At 62.7% G+C, this 22,564-nt stretch carries 22 protein-coding genes; 7 read left to right on the top strand and 15 right to left on the bottom strand.

The genetic code is table 11. From position 1 onward, the window contains the following. Positions 1–256 precede the first annotated feature (256 nt). The 3 genes from ACO07C_RS01285 to ACO07C_RS01275 all read right to left on the bottom strand — a co-directional run bounded on the left by ACO07C_RS01285 (position 257) and on the right by ACO07C_RS01275 (position 3,403). Positions 257–853 (bottom strand): LysE family translocator, encoded by a 597-nt coding sequence (locus ACO07C_RS01285; RefSeq protein WP_421912428.1) that lies wholly within the window; start codon positions 851–853, stop codon positions 257–259. Between the two features lie 108 nt (positions 854–961). Then, positions 962–1,537: an acetolactate synthase small subunit gene (gene ilvN / locus ACO07C_RS01280; protein ID WP_421912427.1), complete on the bottom strand. Its 576-nt coding sequence runs from the start codon at positions 1,535–1,537 to the stop codon at positions 962–964. 84 nt (positions 1,538–1,621) lie between these two features. Then, positions 1,622–3,403: an acetolactate synthase 3 large subunit gene (locus ACO07C_RS01275; protein ID WP_421912426.1), complete on the bottom strand. Its 1,782-nt coding sequence runs from the start codon at positions 3,401–3,403 to the stop codon at positions 1,622–1,624. A 349-nt stretch (positions 3,404–3,752) separates the two neighbouring features. On the opposite strand from ACO07C_RS01275, the gene ACO07C_RS01270 reads away from it, so the two are divergent. Both ACO07C_RS01270 and ACO07C_RS01265 read left to right on the top strand, forming a co-directional pair. Further along, the gene (locus ACO07C_RS01270) at positions 3,753–5,675 is read left to right on the top strand and encodes a sigma-54-dependent Fis family transcriptional regulator (RefSeq protein ID WP_421912425.1); all 1,923 of its coding nucleotides are present in this window, start codon (positions 3,753–3,755) and stop codon (positions 5,673–5,675) included. Positions 5,676–5,873: 198 nt separating this feature from the next. Continuing rightward, positions 5,874–7,682 carry an NAD(P)/FAD-dependent oxidoreductase gene (locus tag ACO07C_RS01265; RefSeq protein ID WP_421912424.1) on the top strand — a complete coding sequence of 603 codons (1,809 nt, stop codon included), beginning with the start codon at positions 5,874–5,876 and terminating at the stop codon, positions 7,680–7,682. A 308-nt stretch (positions 7,683–7,990) separates the two neighbouring features. Here the strand turns inward: ACO07C_RS01265 and tmpB are convergent, their stop codons facing one another. Further along, positions 7,991–8,581 (bottom strand): (R)-1-hydroxy-2-trimethylaminoethylphosphonate oxygenase, encoded by a 591-nt coding sequence (tmpB, locus tag ACO07C_RS01260; protein WP_421912423.1) that lies wholly within the window; start codon positions 8,579–8,581, stop codon positions 7,991–7,993. Further along, the gene (tmpA, locus tag ACO07C_RS01255) at positions 8,578–9,729 is read right to left on the bottom strand and encodes a 2-trimethylaminoethylphosphonate dioxygenase (RefSeq protein WP_421912422.1); all 1,152 of its coding nucleotides are present in this window, start codon (positions 9,727–9,729) and stop codon (positions 8,578–8,580) included. The genes tmpB and tmpA overlap by 4 nt, the downstream gene beginning before the upstream one ends. A gap of 116 nt (positions 9,730–9,845) precedes the next feature. Here tmpA and ACO07C_RS01250 point away from each other — a divergent pair, with 116 nt between their 5' ends. After that, a complete protein-coding gene (locus tag ACO07C_RS01250; protein ID WP_421912421.1) occupies positions 9,846–10,733 on the top strand; it encodes a LysR family transcriptional regulator in 888 nt (295 codons plus the stop codon). A gap of 6 nt (positions 10,734–10,739) precedes the next feature. Here the strand turns inward: ACO07C_RS01250 and ACO07C_RS01245 are convergent, their stop codons facing one another. The 3 genes from ACO07C_RS01245 to ACO07C_RS01235 are packed head-to-tail and all read right to left on the bottom strand — an operon-like array spanning position 10,740 to position 12,201. Next, positions 10,740–11,264 carry a GNAT family N-acetyltransferase gene (locus ACO07C_RS01245; RefSeq protein ID WP_421912420.1) on the bottom strand — a complete coding sequence of 175 codons (525 nt, stop codon included), beginning with the start codon at positions 11,262–11,264 and terminating at the stop codon, positions 10,740–10,742. A 57-nt stretch (positions 11,265–11,321) separates the two neighbouring features. Continuing rightward, positions 11,322–11,630 carry a hypothetical protein gene (locus tag ACO07C_RS01240; RefSeq protein ID WP_421912419.1) on the bottom strand — a complete coding sequence of 103 codons (309 nt, stop codon included), beginning with the start codon at positions 11,628–11,630 and terminating at the stop codon, positions 11,322–11,324. Between the two features lie 4 nt (positions 11,631–11,634). Continuing rightward, positions 11,635–12,201, bottom strand: coding sequence for a helix-turn-helix domain-containing protein (locus ACO07C_RS01235; protein WP_421912418.1), 567 nt, complete (start codon positions 12,199–12,201; stop codon positions 11,635–11,637). A 154-nt stretch (positions 12,202–12,355) separates the two neighbouring features. On the opposite strand from ACO07C_RS01235, the gene ACO07C_RS01230 reads away from it, so the two are divergent. Next, positions 12,356–14,185 carry an ATP-binding protein gene (locus ACO07C_RS01230; RefSeq protein WP_421912417.1) on the top strand — a complete coding sequence of 610 codons (1,830 nt, stop codon included), beginning with the start codon at positions 12,356–12,358 and terminating at the stop codon, positions 14,183–14,185. A gap of 224 nt (positions 14,186–14,409) precedes the next feature. Here the strand turns inward: ACO07C_RS01230 and ACO07C_RS01225 are convergent, their stop codons facing one another. Both ACO07C_RS01225 and miaA read right to left on the bottom strand, forming a co-directional pair. Then, positions 14,410–15,201: a GGDEF domain-containing protein gene (locus ACO07C_RS01225; protein ID WP_421912416.1), complete on the bottom strand. Its 792-nt coding sequence runs from the start codon at positions 15,199–15,201 to the stop codon at positions 14,410–14,412. Between the two features lie 129 nt (positions 15,202–15,330). Then, positions 15,331–16,308 (bottom strand): tRNA (adenosine(37)-N6)-dimethylallyltransferase MiaA, encoded by a 978-nt coding sequence (miaA, locus tag ACO07C_RS01220; protein ID WP_421912415.1) that lies wholly within the window; start codon positions 16,306–16,308, stop codon positions 15,331–15,333. Between miaA and serB the strand changes: the two genes are divergently transcribed. Then, positions 16,265–17,152 (top strand): phosphoserine phosphatase SerB, encoded by an 888-nt coding sequence (gene serB / locus ACO07C_RS01215; RefSeq protein ID WP_421912414.1) that lies wholly within the window; start codon positions 16,265–16,267, stop codon positions 17,150–17,152. The two genes, miaA and serB, sit on opposite strands and share 44 nt — an antisense overlap. Further along, on the top strand, positions 17,149–17,712 hold the full coding sequence (locus ACO07C_RS01210) for a GNAT family N-acetyltransferase (RefSeq protein WP_421912413.1): 564 nt from the start codon (positions 17,149–17,151) through the stop codon (positions 17,710–17,712). Before serB ends, ACO07C_RS01210 begins: the two co-directional genes overlap by 4 nt. Here the strand turns inward: ACO07C_RS01210 and ACO07C_RS01205 are convergent, their stop codons facing one another. Next, positions 17,713–17,973, bottom strand: a complete 261-nt coding sequence (locus tag ACO07C_RS01205; RefSeq protein ID WP_421912412.1) for a pilus assembly protein HicB — start codon at positions 17,971–17,973, stop codon at positions 17,713–17,715. A gap of 123 nt (positions 17,974–18,096) precedes the next feature. Here ACO07C_RS01205 and ACO07C_RS01200 point away from each other — a divergent pair, with 123 nt between their 5' ends. Further along, the gene (locus ACO07C_RS01200) at positions 18,097–18,447 is read left to right on the top strand and encodes a hypothetical protein (protein WP_421912411.1); all 351 of its coding nucleotides are present in this window, start codon (positions 18,097–18,099) and stop codon (positions 18,445–18,447) included. A gap of 69 nt (positions 18,448–18,516) precedes the next feature. Here the strand turns inward: ACO07C_RS01200 and ACO07C_RS01195 are convergent, their stop codons facing one another. From ACO07C_RS01195 to hflK, 4 genes are all read right to left on the bottom strand, one after another. Further along, the gene (locus tag ACO07C_RS01195) at positions 18,517–20,031 is read right to left on the bottom strand and encodes a DegQ family serine endoprotease (protein WP_421912410.1); all 1,515 of its coding nucleotides are present in this window, start codon (positions 20,029–20,031) and stop codon (positions 18,517–18,519) included. 145 nt (positions 20,032–20,176) lie between these two features. After that, a complete protein-coding gene (locus ACO07C_RS01190) occupies positions 20,177–20,365 on the bottom strand; it encodes a DUF2065 domain-containing protein (protein ID WP_421912409.1) in 189 nt (62 codons plus the stop codon). 6 nt (positions 20,366–20,371) lie between these two features. Then, entirely contained in the window at positions 20,372–21,370 is a 999-nt protein-coding gene (gene hflC / locus ACO07C_RS01185) for a protease modulator HflC (RefSeq protein ID WP_421912408.1), read from the bottom strand. After that, the gene (gene hflK, locus ACO07C_RS01180; protein WP_421912407.1) at positions 21,370–22,485 is read right to left on the bottom strand and encodes an FtsH protease activity modulator HflK; all 1,116 of its coding nucleotides are present in this window, start codon (positions 22,483–22,485) and stop codon (positions 21,370–21,372) included. The genes hflC and hflK overlap by 1 nt, the downstream gene beginning before the upstream one ends. Between the last annotated feature and the right edge of the window lie 79 nt (positions 22,486–22,564).

Genomic DNA, 22,564 nt, shown 5'->3' with positions numbered 1-22,564 from the left:
AAATCACAACGTTCTGCCGCGATTTGGCCTGATAGATAGCGCACGGCGAAGGCGAAAAAGGGCCAAAACCGGGCATTACGAAGATTTAATGTGCGGTGCACAATAGCTGCACAATAATCGTGCATGAGGCCGCGATTGCTGACCGAAGGCGTGACCCGTTGGATGACGGAAGCTGCCTTTTTGTCAAAATAGCATTTTGAAACAAGAAGATAAAGCAATATCTGATGCTGCCGGGCTTGGCGGACTGGACGATGATCTAGCGCAGCATCGGCCACAGCGTCGCGGCCAGCAGCACGCCCATGGCGATATTGAACCATTTCAGCCGCACCGGATCCGACAGGAAGCCGCGCAATGCCGTGCCGAATCCGGCCCAGGTGGACACGCTCGGCAGGTTGACCACCGCAAACGCGAAAGAGATCAGCAGCACGGACAAAAATGGCCGGTCCGGGTTGGTATAGACAGCCATGGCGGTGATCGCCATCACCCAGGCCTTGGGATTGACCCACTGGAATGCGGCCGCATCGATGAAGCGCATCGGCTGCGCCTTGGCCTCGCCCTTGCCGCCTAGCGAGCGCGACATGGCGATCTTCCAGGCCAGATAGAGCAAATAGACACCGCCGGCGATCTTGAGCCCGGTATGCAGCGCCGGAAACGCGGTCAGCACGGCGCCGAGGCCAAAGCCGACCGCCAGCAGCAGCACAAGAAAGCCGATACCGATGCCCAGCATGTGCGGAATGGTTCTCACGAAACCGAAATTCACGCCCGAAGCCAGAAGCATGAAATTGTTCGGCCCCGGCGTGATCGATGTCACGAAGGCATAAACCAGCAGGGCAAGGAACGCATCGGGGGACATGAGCTTCGTTCCAGATAAGTCATTATTGTCCCTTCACCATCGATGCACGAAACCCAGGCCTGCGGTAAAGCCGAACCAGTCTGCAATTCGAAGTGGTGGATCGGACGGCTACATTCCCTGCGGGCCGCGATTCATCGCCGCCACGCCGGTCCGGCAGATCTCGACCAGGCCGAGCGGCTTCATGATGGCGATGAACTGGTCGAGCTTGGAGCCCTTGCCGGTGATCTCGAAGATGAAGTGCTCGGTGTTGGCGTCGATGACCGAAGCGCGAAAAGCGTCGGCCAGCCGGAGTGCCTCGACGCGGGCCTCGCCGGTGCCGGCGACTTTCACCAGCGCCAGTTCCCGCTCCAGCGGCCGCTCCTGGCCGAACTCGTGCGAACGCACGGTCAGATCGACCACGCGGTGCACCGGCACGATGCGCTCGAGCTGGTGCTTGATCTGCTCGAGAACATGCGGCGTGCCGCGCGTCACGATGGTGATGCGCGACAGATGCTTCTCGTGCTCGGTCTCGGAAACGGTCAGGCTCTCGATGTTGTAGCCGCGCCCGGAGAACAGGCCGATGACCCGGGCAAGCACGCCTGGCTCGTTGTCGACCAGCACGGAAAGCGTGTGCTTCTCCGGCTTCTCCGTTTCCTTGGCGATGAAGTAGGCGGAGCCGGTGGGTTGAAGGTGCTGTGCGTTCATGACGTGAATCTCGATTTCAAATTCTTGATCTAATTATCTGTTTGCGCACGGCTTCTTCCGACAAGCCCTGCCCTGGCTTGGTGGTTACACCAGTTCCCTGCCCTTGGCGTCGATGGCGTTGGCCACCGCTTCGTCGGTCGCCTCGTCCGGCAGGAGCATCTCGTTATGCGCCTTGCCCGACGGGATCATCGGGAAGCAGTTGGCCAGGTTCGCCACGCGGCAGTCGAACAGCACCGGCTTCCTGACCGAGATCATCTCCTTGATGGCGTCGTCCAGCTCGTCCGGCTTCTCGCAGCGAATGCCATGGCCGCCATACGCCTCGGCCAGCTTGACGAAATCGGGCATCGCCTCGGTGTAGGAATGCGACAGCCGGTTGCCGTGCAGCAGCTGCTGCCACTGCCTGACCATGCCCATGTACTGGTTGTTCAGGATGAAGATCTTGATCGGTGCGTTGTGCTGCACGGCGGCACTCATCTCCTGCATCGTCATCTGCACGGAAGCGTCGCCGGCGATGTCGATGACCAGCGCGTCCGGATGCGCGATCTGCACGCCGAGTGCCGCCGGCAGGCCATAGCCCATCGTGCCCAGCCCACCGGACGTCATCCAGCGGTTCGGCTTCTCGAAGTGATAGTGCTGCGCCGCCCACATCTGGTGCTGGCCCACCTCCGTGGTGATGTAGGTGTCCATGTCCTTGGTCAGCTCGTACAGCCGCTCGATCGCATATTGCGGCATGATGACGTCGTTGTTCATCTTGTAGGCGAGCGAATCCCGGGCACGCCACTTGGCGATCTGCTCCCACCAGGGGTAGAGCGCCTTCTTGTCGGCCTTGGCGCTCGCCCGCCACAGCCGCACCATATCCTCCAGAACCCGGCCGACATCGCCGATGATCGGCACTTCGGTATGGACGTTCTTGTTGATCGACGAGGGATCGATGTCGATATGGATCTTCTTCGAATTGGGCGAGAACGCGTTGAGTCGCCCGGTAATGCGGTCGTCGAAGCGCGCGCCGATGCAGATCATCACGTCGCAATCATGCATGGCCATGTTGGCTTCATAGGTGCCGTGCATGCCGAGCATGCCCAGCCAGTTCTTGCCCGATGCCGGATAGGCGCCCAGGCCCATCAGCGTCGAGGTGATCGGGAAACCGGTGAGATCGACCAGTTCGCGCAGCAGGTGGCTGGCCTCCGGCCCGGAATTGATGACACCGCCGCCGCTATAGATGATCGGCTTCCTGGCCGTCGCCATCAGTTCGACGGCGGCCTTGACCTTCTCCAGGTCGCCCTGGACCTTCGGCTGGTAGCTGGTGCGCGGCGCGATCTGCGGCGGAACGTAGAATCCCTTGGCAAACTGCACATCCTTGGGAATATCGACCACCACCGGGCCGGGACGGCCGGTGGTCGCGACATGGAACGCCTCGTGGATGGTCGCGGCGAGCTCGTTGACATCCTTCACCAGCCAGTTGTGCTTGGTGCAGGGACGCGTGATGCCGACCGTGTCGCACTCCTGGAAGGCGTCGGAGCCGATCAGCGATGTCGGCACCTGCCCGGTCAGGCAGACCAGGGGGATCGAATCCATCAGCGCGTCCTGCAGCGGCGTCACCGCATTGGTCGCGCCCGGACCCGAAGTCACCAGCATGACGCCGGCCTTGCCGGTCGAGCGCGCATAGCCCTCGGCCGCGTGACCCGCGCCCTGCTCGTGCCGGACCAGGATATGCTCGACCTCGTCCTGCTGGAAGATCTCGTCGTAGATCGGAAGCACGGCACCGCCCGGATAGCCGAAAACATGCTTGACGCCATTATCCTTCAGCGCCTGCACCACCATTTCGGCGCCTGTCATTTCGCGCCGCTCGTTCTGTCCGTTGCTCATCGGTCTGGTCCCGTACTGTCGCCCTTTGGGCGTTGCCATTTGGGTGTTACTGGTCGTTTAGTCGTGTTTTGGGCAATAAAAAAGGCCCCCGAGGGAGCCTGTGTGTTGCGCATGGGAGGTTTTCGCCCGGCGGTTACACCGCCTTGCCCACGCGCCTTCCTACGAGAATGAGTGCCTTTTTCATGGTGGCGAACCATAAAGGCGGAATCGCGGGCTCGTCAATGGGGTGTGATGCGATTTCGCGCGGTCAAAGGGATCGGCTCCGTTTCGCGCTACCATAGTACAGTTGAGCCGGCACGCGCGAAGCCTCACTATGCCCGGCAAAGGACCTTGCCTGCGAGGAGGACGCGTGGCTGGCGAACGAGAGCATATACGCGAAATAGAACAGGTTCTGTCCGGCGGGCGATCGGCCCGCGACAATATCGTGGTGCAGTCCTGGCTGCGCTGTGTCGATACGCATCGGCTCGATCCGACGCGGCCCACTGAAGCCTATATCGTGCCCGACACCCAATTGCGCGAACACCGCGAGCAATCCGAGCGGCTTATCGCCATTGCCCGCAGCGGCCTGGAAACACTGTTCAAGCAGGTGGCGGGCCAGAACTACGTGCTGCTGCTGGCGAACGCCAAGGGGGTGACCGTCGACTTCCTTGGCGACCCGCTTTTCATGGACCAGTTGCGCACGGCGGGCCTCTATCTTGGCTCCGAATGGTCGGAGAGCCGCACCGGAACCTGCGGCGTGGGCTCCTGCATCGTCACCGGCGAGGCGATGACGATCCATCAGACCGATCATTTCGACACCACCCATACGCCGCTTTCCTGCACTGCGGCACCGATCTTCGACACCAATGGCGAATTGGCTGCCGTGCTGGACATTTCGCTGCTGCGTTCGCCGCAACCGAAGGTCAGCCAGAACCTGGCGTTGCATCTGGTGACGGCTTCCGCACGGCGCATCGAGCTCGCCAATCTGATGGCGCAGATGCACTCCGAATGGGTGCTGCGCTTTTCCCGCTCGCCGGAGTTTCTGGACGTCGACCCCGAGGCAGCTATCGCCCTCGACGCTTCGGGGCGTGTCCTCGGCACGACGCGCGGCGGGGCATTGCTGCTGGCGCAGGCAGGAGGTGTCGACTGGAGGAGTTCGCCCTCGCCTATCGGCCAGCCGATCTCACGCTATCTTGATATGAGCATCGACGATCTGCCGAGCCTGACGCGCGGGCGTCCGACCGAGGAGCGTCTGGTGTTCGGCCGCAGCGGCAGCGCCCTGTTCGCGCACGCCATAGAGCCGCAGCCGACGATGGGACGCCGCGCCTTCGTCGAAGCGATGCCGAAGCCGATCAGTGAACTGTCGGGCGGCGATCCGGCGATGGCAGCCATGCAAGTGCGCGCCGCGAAACTGGCGCGCACCACCATTCCGATCCTGATCCACGGCGAGACCGGTTCCGGCAAGGAATATCTCGCCCGCGCGATCCACGACTGCTCGCAACGTGGAGGCCCGTATGTCGCCATCAATTGCGCCGCCATCCCCGAGCATCTGATCGAGAGCGAACTGTTCGGCCACACCGCGGGGGCCTTCACCGGAGCGGCCGCCAAGGGGCGCAAGGGATTGATCGAGAGCGCCGATGGCGGCACGCTTTTCCTCGATGAGATCGGCGACATGCCCTACCCTCTGCAATCGCGGCTGCTCAGGGTGATCGCAGAGCGCGAACTGATCCCGGTTGGCGGCACGCAGCCTCGACAGGTCGACATCAAGATCATCTCCGCCTCGCATCATGATCTGCGCAAGCTCGTCACCGAAGGGCGTTTCCGCGAGGATCTGTTCTACCGGCTGAACGCGGCCGCGCTGACCTTGCCGGCGCTGCGCGAGCGCACCGACTTCGAATGGCTGCTGGACAGGCTGGTCGAACAGCGCGCGCGCTTGGCCGGTCGGGCCGCAAGGCTATCGCCGGCGGCGCGTCTGGCGCTCATCCGTCACCGCTGGCCGGGTAACATTCGCGAACTCGCCAATGCCATCGATCTGGCGGTAGCGCTTAGCGATGGCGACATGATTCAACCCGCCGATCTGCCCGAGTTCGCATTGGCACACACGGGGACGCAGGCTCCGCCAACCCGCCTGGTTGCGTTGCGCGTTCCCTCACCCGAGGATGAGCGCGCGGCGCTTTTGGATGCCTTGGTGTCTTCGGGCTGGAACATCACGGAGGCCGCGCGGCGCCTGGGCGTCGATCGCACGACCGTGCATCGCCGCATGAAACGGTTGCGGCTGGAGGCGCCGAACTAGTGTTGCGCCACTGTGGCACGCCACGGCGCGCGCAACACCGTCGCCACGGGGCGCAACAGGAGATTTCGCTTATCATACTGATTATATTGCGATTTCTTCCATAGCGTCATGACTGGCATGCCGTTTGCTGATTGCTCCACGTACCCATCTGGAGCCTGGAGGAGCAGCCCATGAAAACGGACAAGCGGAGGATAAAGCATGCTTGAGAGAACACCCACGACGAAGGCGCAGGCGCTGCTCGACAAGTTCGGCAAGGCGCTTGAAACCGGCGACATCGACACGGCGGTCAACTTCTTCCAGGCCGACTGCTACTGGCGAGACCTCGTCACGTTTACCTGGAACCTGAAGACGATGGAGGGCCACGAGCAGGTCCGCGACATGCTGAAGGCGACGCTTGGCGAAACCGGACCGAGCGACTGGAAAGTGGCCGAGGGCGAGGACGCGACCGAGGCGGACGGCGTCATAACCGCCTGGATCACCTTCGAGACCAAGGTGGCGCGGGGCTTTGGCCTGGTGCGCTTCAAGGGCGACCTGATCTGGACCTTGCTGACCACGATGGCCGAGCTGAAGGGACATGAGGAGAAGGCCGGCTTCACCCGTCCCCTCGGCGCAAAGCATGGCCACGGCAAGGGCAGGAAGTCGTGGCGCGAAGAACGCGACGACGAGATCGCCGAACTCGGTCACACAAGGCAGCCTTATGTCTTGATCGTCGGCGGAGGCCAAGGCGGCATCGCGCTTGGCGCGCGGCTGAAACAGCTGGGTGTGCCGACGATCATCATCGAGAAGAACGAACGTCCCGGTGATTCCTGGCGCAAGCGCTACAAGTCGCTCTGCCTGCACGATCCGGTCTGGTACGACCATCTGCCGTACATCGACTTCCCCAAGAACTGGCCGGTCTTCGCGCCGAAGGACAAGATCGGCGACTGGCTTGAAATGTACACCAAGGTGATGGAGCTGAATTACTGGTCGTCCACGACAGCCAAATCCGCGAAATACGACGAGAAGACAAGGGAATGGACGGTCGTCGTTGAGCGCGACGGCAAGGAAATCACCCTCAGGCCCAAGCAACTGGTGCTGGCCACCGGCATGTCCGGCAAGGCGAACTGGCCGAAATACAAGGGCCAGGACATCTTCAAGGGCGAGCAGCAGCATTCCTCGACCCACCCTGGCCCCGACAAATACCGTGGCAAGAAAGTCGTGGTCATCGGTTCCAACAACTCCGCTCACGACATCTGCGCGGCGTTGTGGGAAGGCGGCGCCGACGTCACCATGGTGCAGCGCTCCTCCACCCACATCGTCAAGTCCGACACGTTGATGGATATCGGCCTGGGCGCGCTCTATTCGGAGCAGGCGGTGGAGAACGGCATGACGACGCGCAAGGCCGACCTGATCTTCGCGTCCCTGCCCTACCGCATCCTGCATGAATTCCAGATCCCGCTTTACCAGCAGATGAAGGAACGCGACGCGAAGTTCTACGAGGATCTGGAAAAGGCCGGCTTCCTGCTCGACTGGGGCGATGACGGCTCCGGCCTTTTCATGAAGTATCTGCGCCGGGGTTCGGGCTACTATATCGATGTCGGCGCCTGCGACCTCGTCATCGATGGTTCGATCAAGCTCAAGAGCGGTCCGGGAGCTGCCGTCCAGGAATTGACCCCGACCGGCGTCAAGTTCGTTGACGGCACGGAACTGCCCGCCGATCTCGTGATCTATGCAACCGGCTACGGCTCGATGAACGGGTGGGCCGCCGACCTCATCTCGCAGGACGTGGCCGACAAGGTCGGCAAGGTCTGGGGTCTTGGCTCGAACACCACCAAGGATCCCGGCCCGTGGGAGGGCGAGCAGCGCAACATGTGGAAGCCGACGCAACAGGAAGCGCTGTGGTTCCACGGCGGCAATCTCCACCAGTCGCGGCACTATTCGCTGTATCTGTCGCTGCAACTGAAAGCCCGACAAGTCGGCTTGCCGACACCGGTCTACGGGCTGCAGCAGGTTCACCACAAGGGATAACCCTCGATCGGCAACGAAAGGAGGCGCGGCCCACGCCGCGCTTCCATTTTTCAATCAACAAGGCTTGAGCGAACGCGATGGCTCAGGCCGTCAGCGCCACACTCTTCGTCTTTGACGCTGTCGGGCTCGAACGAATAGACGGCGCCCTGACGGCATGCTTGCCGCTGGGGGTATCTGTCTGGAAAGCGGGATCGCTTGCCACAGGCAAGCGCTCCCGGCAGCCATCCGGCCGGTGGGCAATCACCGCGCTTTCGCCGTCAAAGCAGAAACACATGGCTGTCTCCTCTCAGTGGCAGGTCGCGGATTGTCTAGGCCGCCTTGTCGGCCGCGAAGCGCGCCACCACTCGTTCCAGCAGCGGCACGTAATCGCGAAACGTCCGCGTCTTCATGTCGGCGATCTTGCCACCCTCGTCCCAGATGCGGACCCGCACGGCTTCCTCGTGGAACGGATTCCTGCGGAACTCGGCCACCTCGTCGGGACGCATCGGGCCGCCCTGCAGCGACAGCGTGTGTACGGATGCTTGGGACAGCTTGCCGAAATAGGTCGGATCGGTGGCGCAGAGATAGCGCTTGGCCGACACATGCAGCCTGACGCATTCGACGATGACTGGCGGAAAGAATGGCGCCAGCACTTCGCCGCCGGCCTCGTCATGGTGCTTGTCCTCGACATCATCAGGCGAATAGGTGCCGAACTCGCTGGTGTAATGACCGATGTCATGCAGCAGCGCCGCCGCCACAAGCTCTTCCGGCGCACCGTCCTGTTCGGCCAGCCACGCGCCCTGCAGCATGTGCTCGGACATGGTGACGGGTTCGCCGAGATAGGATTCCGCACCACGCCTCTCGAAGATATCGGCGATGAACTCGACGATATTGCCCGCGTTCAGATCCTGTCTGCTCATTCCGCCGCCTCCTTGAAGCCGTGTTCGATCGCGGCCAGCGTCGAGAGCAGGCCGTCCTTGTCGGCGTAGCAGCCCTGCAGCCAGCGCTTTCCGGTGCCGGAAAACGCCTTGCGCGCATGCATGACGCGGGTGTTGTCGACGATGAAGGCCTGGCCCGGCTCGAGCTTGAACGTCACCTCGAAGGATGGATCCTCGATCAGTTCGGCAAACCGGCGATAGGCCTTGTAGTAGGCGTCCATGTCGGCAAAGGGCACGTCGACCGTCGGCGCAAGCGAACGGTTGTTGAAGCGGATGCAAATCAATTCGCCATCCGGGCCGAGTTCGATCATCGGACGCTTCGACCGCAGCCGCACGCCCGACGAGCCGGCATATTCAAAGCGCGCCAGGCATGAACTGAGCAACCGGAAGCCTTCTGGGTTTTCGGCCTGCAAGGCAGCGGCGACGGCAAAACCATCGACGACGCTGGATTCGCCGCCATCCACCGTATTCTCGATGCAGGACAGAATCTGCAGCGTCGGCACCGGGTCGCGGTACGGGTTGTCCGTATGTGCCTGGAGGCCGAGATTGGTATAGGCGAGATTGCTCGGATTGACCTCGGCGCGCACTTCGAACCAGCGGCCATAGTTGGTCTCCCTGATATAGCCGAACAGATCGGATACCTTGCAGAGCGCTCCGGATTCGGTGGGCAGGCCATCCATCACCGCGAAGCCGTAGGCCCGCACCGCCGACAGCCATCCGCGCAATACGTCGCGGTCGTGGCTGGCGGCGGCATAGCCCGCGCGCGGTACGGAATTCTGCATCGTGGCCTTGGTCCAGCGCTCGATCTCGTCGCCGGTCCAGCCCGGTTGGTGGGCCGCGCCGCGATCATAGGCATTGGCGCTCAGCCATTGCGCCGGAAAGCTGACTGTCTTGCCTTCCGGCGCGAAGTTGACCTCCAGCGCACCGCTCTTGATCGAGGCAGCACCGATGCGCGTATCCGCGGGAATATCGAGGATGGTGATCAGGCGCTGGCCATTGCCGGCGCTGCGTGTCTTGTCGTCCAGCGCATTGTCGCGCAGCCACATGGCATGGAAGCGGGTGCGTGCACCATCCTCCCAGCCAAGTTCGATTGTTCTTCCTTCGTCGCCAATATCAGCGTGGGTCAACATGGATGAGGTCCTGTGCCTTGCACCCATGGTCCGGTCCACGGGTTTCCATTGCATGGTGACGCGCCCCAAGGCATAACTCAAATTATCATTTTTTGGCCAATGGGGCTGAAATTTTAATGGCTCATAAAACGCTGGCGATCTTGCCTCCGCTTGACTGGCTGCGCAGTTTCGAGGCGGCGGCAAGGCTATCCAATTTCACCGCCGCGGCGGGCGAGCTTGGCCTGACACAGGCGGCTGTCAGCCAGCATATCCGGTTTCTCGAGGAGCGGCTGAAAACCCGCCTGTTTTCGCGGTTGGCGCGCGGCGTGGCGCTTTCACCCGAAGGTGCCGCCTATCTGCCGCACATCCAGTCAGCCTTCGCCACTATCGGCAACAGCACCACGGAACTGTTCGAGCCGCGCGCCGTCCAGACCGTCGCCATCCGGGTGCCGATCTCCTTTGCCTTGCTGGCGCTGGTTCCGGCCTTGCCCAATCTGGGCAAGGCTTTGCCGCAAATCCAGCTCGATATGGTGACGATCCACAGGCCAACCGATTACGACCAGCCGGGTTCAGTGCTCGACATCCGCTTCGGCAACGGTTCCTTTCCCGGCCGCGACGCCGACAGGTTGACCGTCGAGCGGCTCGTGCCGGTAGCTGCTCCTGCTCTGGCAGGTGAGCCCGACTGGACTGCCCTGCCCCTCCTTCTGGTCGCCGGCGCGCGTGAGATGTGGGCGGAATGGTTCTCTGCCGCCAGACTGGCGGGACATGCCAGGCGTTCGCATCGCTTCGACAGCTTTGTCGCCGCGATGGAGGCAGCGAAGGCCGGCGCCGGCATCCTGCTGGGCTCCCGCCCCTTGATCGATGCCGCACTGGCCGGCAAGGCCCTCGTGCCTTTGTCCGACTTCGAACTCTCCAGCAGTTTTGGTCATTTCCTGACCCGGCCTTCGGCGGCGCCACTGTCGCGCGCCGAACAGGAGTTCCGCCAATGGCTACTGTCTGTTCATGCAGGCGCGGTGAGGACGTAAATCGAGTCAGGCCGGGCCGATGCGCTTCCAGTAGATCAGCGTACCGGTCAGCCCGCCATGCGGCTTCAGCGCATAATCGGGAATTTCACCCGTCAGTGTGAAGCCGAGTTTTTCATAGAGGCCGGAAGCGCCTTCCTCTGCCGCCGTGTCGAGCACCAGCAGACTGCGGCCCTTCTCGATGGCGAAGCGTTCCGCGGCCTGCATCAGGCTGGTCGCCACGCCCTTGCCCCGTTGCGCGACCGATGTCATCAGCTTGGCGATTTCGGCCCGGTGCGGCTGATTGGGGGGAAAGTCGAGCAGCAATGTCACGGTGCCCACCAGGGCGTCGCCGTCCCATGCCCCCAGCACCAGCCTCTCGCCTCTCGCCGCCGCCTCGAGGGACTTTTCCCAGAAGGCCTCGGCGGCTCCCCGCGCCAAAGGGTGCATGAAGCTGACCGACCCGCCTTCGGCGACGGTTTCGATCAGAATGTCAGCCAGCATGTTGCGCGTGCCCGCCGCGTCGGTCAGAGCCTTGATCTCGATCGATCCCATGCACGATGTCCCCTTGATTGAAATGGTTGTCGCGATCATGCGCCAAGCCCGCAGCCGTCAATCCAGTCTGCTGGCTCGCCTTCGCTTTCGTCCCGCCTTGATCGCGGCGATCCGATCCGTGTCCTTTGGCTGCAGATGCAGCCCCCGTTCCAGGATCTCGAGCGTGTATTCCTCGTAGGTGAGGCCCAGCCTTTCGGCCTTTTCCATGCGCAACAGCATGATTTCGCGGCTCGGCGGCTTCCACGCCTTGGCGTGCGCGGCCTGCCAGGCCAGGAAGATGTACGGGTCACCCTTGCCCCATGGCGGCCCCTTGTAGTCGTCGAGCGGCGGCCCGCCATTGTGGGAGCGTTTCGGGTTTCTTGCCATGATTTCAGCCCCTGACCAGCGCCACCAGATAATCGGCGGCGTCCGGTCCCACGGCATGGAAGCTGCAATCCGAAGGCGCGCCGAGCGCCAAGCAATCGCCGGGCTCAAGCCTGTGCTCGATGTCGCCCTCGGTGAACTCAAGCTGCCCGGAGATCAGCCATATCTGTTGCTTGATGAAGGCGTAGGAAGCGGCGGGGAAATTGACCTTGGCGCCGGCCGGCAGTTGCACCCTGATCAGTTCCAGCGGCATGTCCGAAGCCGGCGAGACATGCCTCCGGACATAGCCGGTGGCCGGATCGCGCCATATCGGCTGGTCCCGCTCGCGAAGCAAGCCGCCTCCCTGCAGTTCGGCCCGAGCGATCAATGTGGAGAGTGTCATGCCAAAGGCGGAGGCGATGCGCACGAGAAGAGCGGCCGTCGGGCTCGTCTTGCCGCGCTCGATGGTGCTGAGCATGGCTTTCGACACGCCGGACCGGTCCGCGAGCTGGGCCAGTGACCAGTCGCGCATGCTTCTTTCGGCATGTATACGCTTGCCGATGGTGGCAGAAAGATCGTTCGTTATATCATCCATAAATCCGATATAGCGAATTCCCTTCCCCGTGAGAAGAGAGACCTATCGAATTGTCGCGAATGCCTTAAGGCCCCCTACACCATCCAACCTCACCCCACCTTAACCCCGTTCCCGTAGGGTCGGTCCGCTTGGGGAAATGGGGAAGTGCCTGTCCATGTTTGTTGAACGCGAAGCCGCCGTCGGAGAGTCGACATCGCAGGAGCGACGCAACGCGGAGCAGAATGACAAGCGGGTTCTCGGCAACGTCGTGCAGTGCGATGGTGCGCGCGCCACGATCAGCGCCTATGCCGACGACATCGAGGGCGTGATTACCGGTCTGTGGACGGTCGGCAAGATGATTTCCATCAATCTGGGCACGGCGCGAACCGTCGGCCTGGTCTACGAGATCGGCAAGTCGGATCGCGCCTGGAGCAGCGAGGGGCAGAACCCGATCGAGGTCAAGATCGAGTTGATCGGCGAAGTCCGCGATGGCGCGGAGCCGGGCGCCCGTCCGGTCTTCGACCGCGGCATCACCACCTATCCGCATATCGGCGCCATTGCCCACCGTATCCGCAGCAGCGACCTGCAGGCGGTCTACGATCTTGCGGGGCGTCATTCGATCACCATCGGCACGCTGTCGCAGGACGAGGCGATCGACGCCAACATCGCCATCGACGACACGCTGGCACGGCATTTCGCGGTCGTCGGCACCACGGGCGTCGGCAAGTCGACCGCCGTCTCGCTGCTGCTGCGCAAATCGATCGCCGCCCGTCCGGACCTGCGCATCCTCATCCTCGACCCGCACAACGAGTTCGCTGCCTCGCTGCCCGAATATTGCGTCCGGGTCGATTCGACGACGCTGGACCTGCCGTTCTGGATGTTCAAGCTCGAGGAATTCGCCGAAGTGCTGTTTCGCGGGCGCGAGACGGTACCCGAGGAAGTCGATGTGCTGCGCGACCTCATTCCCGCTGCCAAGAACCTCTACCGCAATCCCAATTCCGGCGCCTATGTGCGGCGCGGCACCGATGCGCTGACCGCCGACACGCCGGTGCCATATCGCATGGTCGACCTCATCAAGCAGATCGACGAGCGCATGGGCTTGCTCGAAAGCAAGAACGATCGGCCAATCCTCAGATCGCTGAAGACACGCATCGAGTCCGCCGCCGCCGATCCGCGCTACCGCTTCATGTTCAATTCGCGACTGATCGAGGACACGATCCACGAGACGATCGGCAATATCTTTCGCGTGCCGCATCACGGCCGTCCGGTGACCTGCTTCGAGATGGCCGGCATGCCTTCGGAAGTCGTCAACTCCGTCTGTTCGGTGCTGGCGCGCCTGGCCTTCGACCTCGCTCTGTGGAGCGAAGGCAAGCTTCGCCTGCTTTTGCTGTGCGAGGAAGCACACCGGTACATGCCAGCCGACACAAGGCTCGGCTTCGCGCCGACCAGGCACGCGCTGTCGCGCATCGCCAAGGAAGGCCGCAAATATGGTTGCTATCTAGGCGTCGTCACGCAGCGCCCGGGCGAGCTCGATCCCACCATCCTGTCGCAGTGCTCGACCTTCTTTGCCATGCGTCTCGCCAACGAGCAGGACCAGGCGATCATCCGCTCGGCGATTGCCGACTCCTCGGCTTCGACGCTTGCCTTCCTCTCATCCATGGGCCAGCGCGAAGCCATAGCCTTCGGCGAAGGCGTGGCGACGACGATGCGGCTGAAATTCGAAAAGCTGTCGGAGGAACTGATCCCCGGCACGTCCAGGCGTGAGCAGGCCGTGCCGTCCGAGATCGGCGACGATGTCGATCTGGCCGCCATCGTCGAAAGGTTGCGCAACGTGCCGAAGCCGCAGCAGGCACTGGCCTTCGCCCAGGCCGTGGACTCGAGCCGGCAGGCCGGCGACCCCGAATACCGCAAGCCTCCGGTCCCACGCATTCAGCCGGACGACGATTTCGACATGCGCTACGGCCTCAAGCCCGCGACCTTCGGCCTGCGGCCGCAAAACGACTAGCCCGTACTGGGTCCATCCGAAGACAGTTCTGAGAACCCACGCAAGCGTCGGCGAGCACTGCTGCGCTGGCCAGCTTGGGTAAATCCCGAAAGGGAATTCATCAGGCCGGATTGAATGGCGTGGGTTTCGAGAAACCGGAGCTGAGCGGACATTTTAGTCCGTGAGCACCGGAAGTCGAGAAAGCCGCGTCAGGCAACCGGCCTCATGAATTCTTCTTCGGGATTTCAGGCGCAGACGCGGTTGCGTCCCTGCCTCTTTGCCTCGTAGAGCTGGCGGTCGGCGCGGCGATAGAACTCTTCGGCTGTTTCCTTGCGGTCCCACACGGCAAGCCCGACGCTGGTGGTGATCTTGAGGCGCACATTGCCGGAAAGGACCGACATGTTGGCGACAGCCTTGCGGATGCGCTCGGCGAACTTGGCCAGCAGTTCGCCATCCATATTCGGTGTGACTACGGCGAACTCTTCGCCACCCAGCCGCGCCACCACGTCATGATAGCGCGTCATGTCCTTGAGACAGTTGGCGACCGCACGAAGCACCTCGTCGCCGACGTCATGGCCATGGGTGTCGTTGACCTGCTTGAAGTGGTCGAGATCGAGGATCATCAGCCCGACAGGCTTCTCGATGCGGCGGAACTCTTCCAGATATTCCTTCAGCGCATCGTCGAAATAGCGCCGGTTCTGCATGCCGGTCAGGCCGTCGGTCAGCGCCGCATGCTCCAGCGTCTCGGAACGCGCGCTGAGCGAAACCGTCATGGCGCGCAGCTTGCCCTCTTCCGTCGCCTGCTTGCGGATCAGCGGATAGATGAAGAAAACGCCGAAGAACAGCGCCGTCGCCAGAAGCACGCCTGTCGCGAACAGCAGCTTGTTGAGATAGATGATCTGATCGATCCCGGAAGCGGTACGGATCTCGCCAGCAAACGATTGCAGAAGGCCATAGGCATGCAGCGTCACCAGGCCCGCGGCCAGGATCACGAAGATAAAGACGAAAAAAGCCGATTCCGCCTTGTGGAAACGCATCTGCTCCCCGTTCTGCAAACACCCGCGGATCTTATCGCACGCGCGAGCTTACGGAGGGTTAACTTGGACAACCAAGACGAGAAACTTTCCTTCTGCGTCAACTTATAAGGTTGCATCCGCAACGAACTGTCAGATCATGGCTTCCGTTTTGTCATTGGGAGATAGCCTCCGCCATTCAGGCCCTAATTGGTTCCTGAACCAGGTCGCCTGTCGCTTGGCATATTGCCTGGTGGCGATCTTGGCGCGCTCGATTGCCTCGGGAAAACCCATGTTTCCCGCCATCGCCGCCTGCAATTCACGGACACCGATCGCTTTCATTGCCGGCAAATCGGGATCGAGATTGAGGGCCGCAAGGCGACGGACCTCATCCAACGCTCCCTTGTCCAGCATCTGGTCGAACCTGTCTTCGATCCTGGCGACCAGAGCCGCACGATCCGGTTCGATCACGATGAAGTGCGCACGGTTCCTGTCGATCAACGGCCGGCCGCGCACCGCCTGCCACTCCAGGATCGAGCGGCCCGATGCGTCCAGCACCTCCAGAGCCCGCACGATGCGTTGGCCGTCGGTCGGCTTCAGCGTCATGGCCACCTTCGAATCCTCGCGCATCAGGATCTGGTGCAGCTTGACCGCGCCCTGCTCCTTGAGTTCATAGCGCCAGCGGTCGCGGACCCGCTGCGGAATATCCGGCATTTCCGAAATGCCTTCGGCAAGGGCCCGAAAGTAGAGCCCGGTGCCACCCACGAAGATCACCGGACGCTCCAGCAGCGTGCCGTCGTCGATCAGCCTCATCACGTCCCGCAGCCACGCGCCGGTGGAATAGGCGATGGACGGGTGGACGTGCCCGTAGAGAAAATGCGGGGCGCGGGCGAGGTCGGCGGCAGCCGGCCGCGCCGTCAGCACGTCGAGCACCGAATAGCCCTGCATGGAATCGGTGTTGACGATGACACCCCCCTTGCGCCGGGCGAGATCAAGTGCAAGCGCCGACTTGCCGCTGGCGGTAGGCCCGGCTATCAGGATCGCGTTCTTAACGCGGCCTTCGCCCGCTTGCCCGCCGGAATGTTCAATGCCGCTTGTCGCCACGCTTGTGTCCCGTCCTGCTGACCGCATCCTGTCGCCGTCGCTTGCGAATATGGCCTCAAGGTCGGTTGGCGCAAGCGCTGTTCATTGGCTGGCTGAAGGGATTGCCTGCGACTTGGCCTTTCCCGAGGCGACCGATGCTGCCGAGGCGGCCGCCCGACTGCATGCGGCGCTGGCCTCCGAACCGGTCGACGTGATCGTCCAGCCGGCCGAGGGGCGACGCAAGAGCATCCTCATCGCCGACATGGATTCGACCATGATCGACCAGGAGTGCATCGACGAGCTTGCTGACGAAATCGGCGTCAAGGATCATGTCGCCGCCATCACGGCACGCTCGATGAACGGCGAGATCGCTTTCGAACCCGCCTTGCGCGAGCGTGTGGCGCTGTTGAAGGGGCTAGACGCAGCCGTGGTCGATCGCATCATCGCCAAGCGCCTGACGCTGGCTTCCGGCGGCCGTGCGCTTGTCCAGACGATGCGGGCCAACGGCGCCTGGACGGCACTGGTCTCCGGCGGCTTCGAGGTGTTCACCACACGCATCGCGGCCATGCTCGGCTTTCATGAAAACCGCGCCAATCGCCTCATCGAACAGGACGGACATTTCACCGGGCTGGTTGGAGAGCCGATCCTGGGCCGGGCCGCCAAGGCCGATGCGCTGATGGAGATCTCGGCGAGGCTCGGCCTGACGCCGGCCGACGCCATAGCGGTGGGCGACGGCGCCAACGACCTGGACATGATCCGGCTTGCCGGCGCCGGCGTGGCACTTCATGCCAAGCCGGCGGTGGCAGCGCAGGCAAAGGTGCGCATCAACCATTGCGACCTGACCGCCCTGCTCTACCTGCAGGGCTATCGACGCGAAGAATTCGTGGAATGAAACCCATACGCACCGAGCGTCTGATCCTGCGCAACTGGGAAGACCGCGACCGCGAGCTCTTCCATCGGATCAATTCCAACGAACGCGTCATGGAGTTCTTCCCGTTTCGCCGCGACCGCGCGCGGGCCGACGCCAAGATGGACGAGTTGCGCGCCGTCATCGAGCGCGACGGCTACGGCTTCGCCGCGGCCGAGATCGCCGCCACCGGCGAATGCATTGGCTTTGTCGGCATCACCGGAACAGGTCATTTGCCGTTCCTCCCGGCCGGCAGCATCGAGATCGGCTGGCGACTGGCGCCCGAATTCTGGGGCAAGGGCTATGTCACGGAGGCAGCCGACGCCTGGCTTGCCTATGGTTTCGAAACGCTCGGCCTTGATGAAATCGTGTCCTTTGCCGTCGCCGACAACCACCGCTCCACCGCCGTCATGGAGCGCATCGGCATGACCGCCGATCCGTCGGCCGATTTCGACCACCCCGGCATTCCCGACAGTCATCCCGCGCTCAAGCGGCATGTGTTCTACAGGCTGACGGCTAAGAACTGGTGGAAGAACCGAAGCTGATCAATGCCCGTCGGGAGGAAGCTCATCGCCGGGTTGCGGCGATCTGTCGGCGACTCGCCCAAGTATTTCCGCGAAATCGTTCTGTGACGCATCACCCGCGCGACGACGCAGGAAGTCGGCCGCTGTTTCCATTGCTCCAACTTTCTGCGCCACGGCCGAAGCGATCCACTGATTGAGTGACACGCCATCAGCCTTTGCCAAGCGTGCACCCGCTTCCTTCACCGAGAGCGGAAGTTTCAACGGATAAGTCGCCTTGCTCATGTTCGGAATCCTTCCAGGAAGTCGACCAATCTTATAAGCCGGACATCGCGGGCGTGCTTGCTGAAAATCTCTTCACGAGGCATTCTGAGTGCGATGCGCCTAATAAACCCTTCCCGTTTTGCAATGCAACACAAGACGAACCTGGAATTTGACTACGCATTCCGAGGACAATCCTATCGCTGTGTCGTCGAGCGACTAGATCGCGCTTGGGGGCATGGATTGAAGGTCTGGCGGTACGACAGCGCGGGCAACTTGTTGGACAGAACCCGCTGGGGTTGCCATCCCGAATTCGAGAACTTCGAGGCGTTGCAAAAGTTGACGACCGAAGATCTTATCGAGCTGGTAAGACGGGACATGCGCAAAGAGGCATTTGAGGTGACAATGCAAAGCGCGAATGCCGCCGGCCTCACAATATTCTTCACGATTCTGCTGAACGAGGATGACACCATGGTGGAGGTATCACGCGGTCTCTAAGAGCATCCCAAGACACTGGGGATGCTCTGCCGTCTTTTCCAGATCAGGATGTTGAAGGCGTTTTCCGACTCAGTCCATCCGGATCGTCACGAACCGCAGCTCGCCAGTCTTCGAAGCCAGCATCAGCAGCGCGTTCTTGCGTCCCTGCTCCTTCAACGCGCCGATCCGGTCCATGACGTCCTTGGGCGTCGCAACCGATTCCTGCGCGATCTCGGTGATCACCTCGCCGGGCTTGATACCGCGTTCGGCGGCTGCCGAGTCCTTGGCGACATCGGTGATGACGACGCCGGAAACGTCGGCGGCGATGCTGAATTTCTTGCGCGTGTCGTCATTGAGCTCGCCGATGGTCATGCCGAGCACAGCCGCCGTCGAAACAGGCGGAGTCTTGTCGGCCTTGCCCTGATCGGTGCTGTTGTCATCGGCGCTCGCGGCTTTCTCGCCGTCCTCGAGCCGGCCGAGCGTCACCTTGACGGTCTGCTCGACACCCTTGCGCACGATCACCACGTCGACTGCCTTGCCGACCGGGCTTTCCGCCACGACGCGCGGAAGGTCGCGCATCTCGTGTATGTCCTTGCCGTCGAACTTGGTGATGACGTCGCCCGCCTGAACGGTTCCGTTGTCGACCGGTCCGCCCTTGATGACGCCGGCAACAAGCGCGCCCTTGGCGGTCGCCATGCCGAGGCTTTCGGCGATGTCGGCGGTCACCGGCTGGATGCGCACGCCGAGCCAGCCACGGCGCGTCTCGCCGAACTGGCGAAGCTGGTCGACGACGCCGGACGCGAGCTGTGCCGGGATAGAGAAGCCGATGCCGATCGAGCCGCCCGATGGCGAAATGATCGCGGTGTTGATGCCGATCACTTCACCGGCGCTATTGAACAACGGTCCACCCGAATTGCCGCGGTTGATCGCGGCATCGGTCTGGATGAAATCGTCATAGGGGCCGGAATTGATATCGCGGTTGCGGGCCGAGACGATACCGACCGTCACCGTGCCGCCGAGGCCGAACGGATTGCCGATCGCCATCACCCAGTCGCCGACGCGCATCTTGGTGGAGTCGCCGAATTTCACCGAGGTCAGCTTGTGACCCTTCGGATCGACCTTGAGCACGGCGACGTCGGTCTTGGGATCGGTGCCGACAAGCGTCGCCTTCAAGGTGATGCCGTCGGAGAAGTTCACCTCGATGTCGTCGGCGTCTGCGATCACGTGGTTGTTGGTCACCACGATGCCCTGGTCAGCGTCGACGACGAAGCCGGAACCCAGCGACTGCACCTTCTGCGCGCCGCTGTCCTTGTCGCCGCCACGGTTCTTGAAGAAGTCGTCGAAGAAATCCTGGAAGGGCGAGCCTTCCGGAAGCTGCGGCATCGGAACCGCACCTGGGCCTTCCGTGCCCTTGACGGTCTGCGACGTCGATATGTTGACGACGGCGCCGAGCAGCTTGTCCGCGAGATCGGCTACCGAGGCCGGGCCGTCATTGGCCAGCACAGGGGTGACGAAGGATGGAACGGCAACCACGCCGACAAGCAGCGCCGCCGCACCAGCGATGAACGTCCGTCGCGCCGCGCGCAAAAGGGTGTTGGATGTCATCGAGAATCCTCCCGGTATTTTCTGAAAAAGCGCTTCGGCGAAAACGCCGCGTCGCGTCATGTTGGCAAGAAATACGGCACGTTTGCGGCTATGGCTACAGCAGAGTGTGAATCCGGCTTGTTCCCAAACCGCAAGCATATCGAAATCACCCGCCCCTCACCAGCCAGACGATGCCGACACCGATCGCGATCGCCGCCAGCCCGGCGATCCGCAGCACATTTTCCGGCATCGACAGAACCTCGCCCGCCAGTTTCTTGGCGAAGGTAGGGAAGCCGCCATAAACCAGCCCCTCGACAACGAGGACGAGGCCAATGGCGGCCAGGAAATCCTGCACCGGCCCTTACTGGCCGGTTGCAGGCTGAGCCGCCGGCGCGGCAGGCGCCGTCGCCGGAGCGGCAGGTGCGGAGGCCGCCGGGGCAGCAGGCGCGGGCTGTGGCCCCAGAGGCTTCGCGCCAGCTTCCTTGCCATCGGGATCGCGGAAGAAGCGGAAGAACTCAGAACTCGGCGACAGGACCATCGTCGTTCCGGCACCGTCCAGCGCGGTGCCATACGCATTCATCGAACGATAGAAGTCGAAGAATGCCGGATCGCGCTTGTAGGCATCGGCGAAGGTGGCACTGCGCTGGGCTTCGCCCTCGCCGCGCAGGATTTCGGACTCTTTCCGCGCCTCGGCGACGATCTCGACCACTTCACGATCGGCACGTGCCGTGATGCGCTGCGCCGCTTCGTTGCCGCGCGCCCTCAGCCGCGCGGCTTCCGCCAAGCGCTCGGCCTTCATGCGGTCGTAGGTCTGCTGCGAAACCTCGGCCGTAAGATCGGTCCGGCGGATACGGACATCCTCGATCTGCAGGCCGAGCGACGTGGCGTCGGGCCTGAGCTGATCGCGGACTTCGCGCATCATGACGGCGCGCTCCTCGGAGAGCGCGGCCTCGAAATCGCGCAGGCCGTAGACGCGGCGCAAGGCAGCGTCGAGACGGGTCCTGAGCCGTGCCTCGGCCAACTCGATCTGACCGGACACGGCGGCACGGAAGACGCGCGGATCCGAGATGCGGTAGGCGATGAAGGCATCGACCTCGTAGAACTTGCCGCCCGACACCTGGACGCGGATGTTGTCCAGGTCGAAGCGCAGCACCCGGTTCTCGATCAGTTGCACCGTATCGGCGTCGAAGAACGAGAACGGCGCCTTGAAGTAGATGCCGGGCTCGCTCTTGACGTCAACGATCTCACCGAACCGGAGCACGAGCGCCTGCTGGCGCGCATTCACCACGAAAACCGATGAATAGATAAGGAACAGGATGACCGCCAGGATGACGACGATGATGGGAAGACGGTTGGCCATTACTGGTTACCTCCCGTGGTCGCACCAAGGGGGGCAGGCGCCGGCGCCTTCTGCTGCAGTGCCGGCAGCGGCAGGTAGGGAACAACGCCCTGTCCATTCCCCTGCTCGACTATGACCTTGTTGGTGTCCTTCAGGACCTTCTCCATCGTTTCGAGATACAGGCGCTTGCGCGTCACGTCGGGCGCCTTGGCGTATTCGTCGTAGACCGAGATGAAGCGCTGCGCCTCGCCTTCGGCTTCCTGCACTACCCGGTTCTTGTAGGCGGCCGCGTCTTCGCGGACCTGAGCCGCCTCGCCGCGGGCCTGGCCGAGCTTCTGGTTTGAGTATTGATTGGCCTGCTCGACGAACTTGTCCTCGTCCTGCTCGGCGCGCTGCACCTCGTCGAACGCATCGGCCACCTCGCGGGGCGGCGCTGCATCCTCGATCGAAACGGCGTTGACGTTTAGACCGGCCTTGTAGCCGTCCAGCGTCGTCTGGATGATCTCGCGCACGGAAGCGGCAATGCCCTGGCGGTCATCGCGGAAGATATCCTGCGCCGGCCTGCGGCCGACCGCTTCGCGCATGGCGCTTTCGGCAACCTGCCGCAGCATGCCGTCAGGATCCGAAACGTCGAACAGATACGCCCGTGGATCGGAAACCTGATAGGCGACCGAGAACTGCACGTTGACGATGTTCTGGTCGCCCGAGAGCATCAGCCCGTTGCCGCTGGTGTTGCCGCCGCCAATATCGACGAGCTGCTCGGAAATCTTTGCCGTCTCGACGGTTTCAAGGGGCCACCAATGGAAATGCAGGCCGGGCTGCGACAGTTCCGCCTTCGGCTTGCCGAAACGAAGCTCGACCGCAACCTCGTCGGGCTGCACGGTATAGACCGCCTTGAACGCCCATAGCACGACGAGCGCCACCGCGATCAGCGCGAACACAGCCGGGCTGGCGCCACCGCCGCCCGGAAGAGCGCGCCGCAGCCTGTCCTGGCCGCGCCGGATGATGTCTTCGAGATCGGGGGGCGAGCCCTGCGGACCCGTCGGCCCTTTTGGCCCCTGCCCCCAGGGTCCACCATTATTTCCGCCGCCGCCCCATGGGCCGCCGCCTCCGCCACTCTTATCGTTCCAGGGCATGAATGTCCTTTCGCTTGGAATTCCCTCAAGCGCCGGTGTTACGACGCAAAATCCAGTGTTGTCCTTCTATAGGGACGCC

This window comes from Mesorhizobium sp. (assembly GCF_965229135.1).
In the GTDB taxonomy this organism is placed as follows: Bacteria; Pseudomonadota; Alphaproteobacteria; order Rhizobiales; family Rhizobiaceae; genus Mesorhizobium.
This window is presented reverse-complemented; position numbering and strand designations above follow the sequence as displayed.